Here is a 3,741-nt window from a genome sequence, read left to right as displayed (position 1 = left end):
GTGCACGTTTCGAAATTTGAATAGAGGAATAGTTCGCTTAGTGAAATCAGTTATTTCATCATTATTAAAAAGCGAGGTAAATATTATGGAACAAAAACAAAATGGAATTATTTTTACTGCAATACCAGATAAATCAAATGAATATTATCGTCCATTTTATGAAGATTTGATTTATTTTAATGAATACTTAAATGAAAATAAAGCATTTACTGATCAACTTGTTTCTTTATCTGTTGAAGAGCAGGACTTTCATACAAGCTTTTTTGAGTATGATGATATTTGGCTAAGAGATGTTGCACCAGTTATCACAAATCATTTAGTTAAATTTAAATATCAACCAAATTACTTACCGAAAGATCAATGGCGATATTTAGATCAACAATTTAATAAATGGTTGAAAAAGAACGACTTTGAATATGTGAAATCTCCATTGATATTAGACGGTGGAAATCTGATTTGGAATAAAAAAGATACTGTTATAGTAACGGAACGCATATTTGATGATAATTATGATTGGACGGAAGAAGAAATTATAGAGCAACTGGAATGGGATTTGGATGTGAGCCGCGTTATTATTATTCCTGCTGAAGAAGGGGACGTACTTGCACATGCAGACGGAATGGTTAAATTTATTGATGAACATACGATGTTTATTAGTGATTTTTTAGGGGATCATGAATTTAGATATAATGTTCAAGAGATTATTCAAGAGCAAATGCCAGAAGCTGAATTTATAGTTGTGCCATCGTCATATACAGAGAAAGAGCAATATGATCAAAAAATAGCGTCGGCAAAAGGTTTGTATATAAATATGTTAGAAACATGTGATACGATTTACGTGCCTAAGTTTGGATTAGCTAAAGATCGGGAAGTTTTACGATATATTCAACAGCATACGGAGAAACAAGCTATTCAAATTCATGTAGGAGAAATATCGACAATGGGAGGCGCAATAAATTGTTTAACGTGGTATTGTCCTCATCATTTGTTACCTTCAAAAATGAAAAGATTGAACAATCAGAATGAAGCTTTTTCAGTTAGGAAGATTTTTGATTGGTTTTAAAATAAGCGTATAAGAAAATGTATTCAAGGGGTAAGTATATGTATACAATTACTGAGTTTTCGCGGATTTGTAAAATGAGTACACGGATGCTAAGGCATTATGATAAAGAGGATATATTAAAACCAGCATATGTAAACCCGGAAAATGGGTATAGATATTATGAGCAAGGGCAGTTAGAAATAGCGTTGAAAATAAAAAAGTTAAGGGAGTATAAGTTCCCTCTACCGAAAATTAAAATCATTCTTCAGTCGTCAGATCAAGATTCATTTATTAAACATATGCAAGCACAAATTATAGAATTGTCTCATGAAGTGAAGCAAAATTTACAGGTTATTTCAGAAATGAATGAAATGGTAAATGTGAATAATGGTCTGAATATTGCTCGCCATAGAAATTACGATATATTAATTGGGATGAGAAATGAAATAACAGTAATTTCTCAAAGGTTACAAATAAATATAGATGATATGGATGAGTATTTTTATGACTTATATGAAAAAGTACACAAGAATAATTTCCGAATAGTCGGCTCGCCTTCTACAGTTTTTTATGATGAAGAGTATATCCCAAATGAAAGCGATATTGAATTAAGAATTCCAGTTATGCATGAGAACGATAAAGACGTAGTACAAGAATATGAAACAAAAAAATTAAATCCGCATCAAATCGTTACTACTATGCATTATGGAAGTTACGACTATATAGGTTACGCTTATATAGCGTTAGAAAAATGGATTGAAAGAAATGGTTATGTAATAGATGATTCACCATATGAGGTTTACATCAAGGGACCTGAATGTGATTGTTTAGTAGAGGAGTATGTGACACAAATTTGTTTTTTGGTTATGAAAATAGACTAAGAATAAAGTAACCAAAATGAAAAAAGCATGCAGAGTATATACTCTGCATGCTTTTTATAATGCTGAAAACTCTTCAACAAGTGAGCTAAAACGATTTAGTGCACTTTCAATCGGTTCTGGCGTAGTTAAATCAACTCCAGCTTTTTTTAGTAGATTTAATGGATAGTCAGAACTTCCGCCTTTAAGGAATTCAATATAATGTTTTTGAGTATTTGGATCGCCGCTCAATAACTTATCAGCAATTTGGATTGCAGAAGCGAATCCAGTTGCGTATTTGTATACGTAAAATGGACGATAGAAATGCGGTATTCTAGCCCAGCCGTATTTTACTTCTTCGTCAAATACGAGAGAGTCGCCATTATACTCTCTAAACAAGTTTTCATAAACTTCGCTAAAGACTTGGGCATTTAATGGTTTACCTTGCTCAGCCATTGAATGTGTGATTTTTTCAAACTCAGCGAACATGATTTGTGTAAAGAAAGTGCCTTTAAATTTATCGATGAAATGGTTTACTAAATGATTACGTACAGCAGCATCTTTTGCTTCTTTTAATAAATGATGAATTAATAGCACTTCATTTACTGTAGAAGCGACTTCTGCAACAAAAATAGTATAGTGTGCAGAAATTCTTGGTTGGTATCCGTGTGAGTAGTGTGTATGCATGCCGTGTCCGCATTCATGAGTAAGAGTGAAAAGGCTATTTAAATCATCGTGATGATTTAAAAGAATGAAAGGATGAACACCGTATACACCAAAGTTATAAGCGCCGGAACGTTTTCCTGGCGTTTCTCTCACGTCAATATAACGTTTATCTTTAAAGCTTTTTAATGTTTCAATATATTCTTCACCTAATGGAGCGAGTGATTCAATCATGATGTCAAACGCTTTGTTATATGGAATGTCTTGTTTTACACCTGCTACTAAATCAACGCCCAGGTCGTACTGGCGTAGTTCATCTACATTTAATTTTTCTTTTCGAAGTTCATTATAAGTATGTAGTGATTGAATGTTTTTTTTCGTCGTATCAATTAAATTTTCATATACTTCTTTCGGAACCATGTCGCCAAATAATGATTTTTCTAAAGCAGATGGATAGTTTCTTAGCTTTGAAACAGTAACATTATTTTTAATAGCAGCAGATAAAGTAGAAGCGATAGAATTCTTTAATTGAACGTATGGTTTGTAATAAGCTTTATAAGCTTCTTTACGTTTCTCGCGATTCTCATCTTCTATTAACTTTGCATACATTCCGCGCGTTAAAGTAACTTTTTCTCCTTCATCAGTCGTCACTTCACCAAATAGTATATCTGCATTATTTAACATGCCGTATGTATGCTGAGGAGAGGAAAGTGCTTCGCCCATTTGGGATAAAATCTCTTCCTGGTCCTTATTCAATACATGTTTTTTATAGCGGTATAGTTCAAATAAGTCTTCTTTATAATATTGTAAGCCTTCTGTTTCTTCTATGTAAGAATGTAATGTGTTTTCATCTACGCTAAGTAAGAATGGGGAAAAGAAAGATTTAGCCGCACTTACTTTCACGTGTAATTGTGATACTTTATCGACAAGGGATTGGGCGTCAGTATCGCGTGTATCAAGATCAGACTGTAATCGTGCATAAGCAAACATTAAAGATATTATGCTAGAAATTTCTTCACTCTTTGTTAAATAGGCTAATAAACTATTGCCATCATGAATGTTTCCATTAAATTCGTGTAATTCTTTCGTTAATACTTCAATTTTATGAAAATCGCTTTCCCAATCTTCAATGGTATCGTAAATATCCGTTAAATCCCATTTTTCTTTATCAGCTACTTG

At 32.7% G+C, this 3,741-nt stretch carries 3 protein-coding genes; 2 read left to right on the top strand and 1 reads right to left on the bottom strand.

From position 1 onward, the window contains the following. The first annotated feature begins 85 nt into the window (after nucleotides 1-85). Together KI369_RS24295 and KI369_RS24290 are read left to right on the top strand one after the other, a co-directional pair. Nucleotides 86-1,063, top strand: a complete 978-nt coding sequence (locus tag KI369_RS24295) for an agmatine deiminase family protein (protein ID WP_212957776.1) — start codon at nucleotides 86-88, stop codon at nucleotides 1,061-1,063. Nucleotides 1,064-1,101: 38 nt separating this feature from the next. Continuing rightward, nucleotides 1,102-1,923, top strand: a complete 822-nt coding sequence (locus KI369_RS24290) for a MerR family transcriptional regulator (protein ID WP_212957774.1) — start codon at nucleotides 1,102-1,104, stop codon at nucleotides 1,921-1,923. 54 nt (nucleotides 1,924-1,977) lie between these two features. Here the strand turns inward: KI369_RS24290 and pepF are convergent. Beyond that, nucleotides 1,978-3,741, bottom strand: a 1,764-nt coding sequence (gene pepF / locus KI369_RS24285) for an oligoendopeptidase F (RefSeq protein ID WP_212957772.1), incomplete at its 5' end; no start/stop codon positions are given.

The organism is Bacillus sanguinis, assembly GCF_018332475.1.
Lineage (GTDB): Bacteria > Bacillota > Bacilli > Bacillales > Bacillaceae_G > Bacillus_A > Bacillus_A sanguinis.
This window is presented reverse-complemented; position numbering and strand designations above follow the sequence as displayed.

Excerpts from the sequence above, each read along its gene's own strand:
- KI369_RS24295 (WP_212957776.1), top strand. The coding sequence starts at position 86 with ATGGAACAAAAACAAAATGGAATTATTTTTACTGCAATACCAGATAAA.
- KI369_RS24290 (WP_212957774.1), top strand. The coding sequence starts at position 1,102 with ATGTATACAATTACTGAGTTTTCGCGGATTTGTAAAATGAGTACACGG.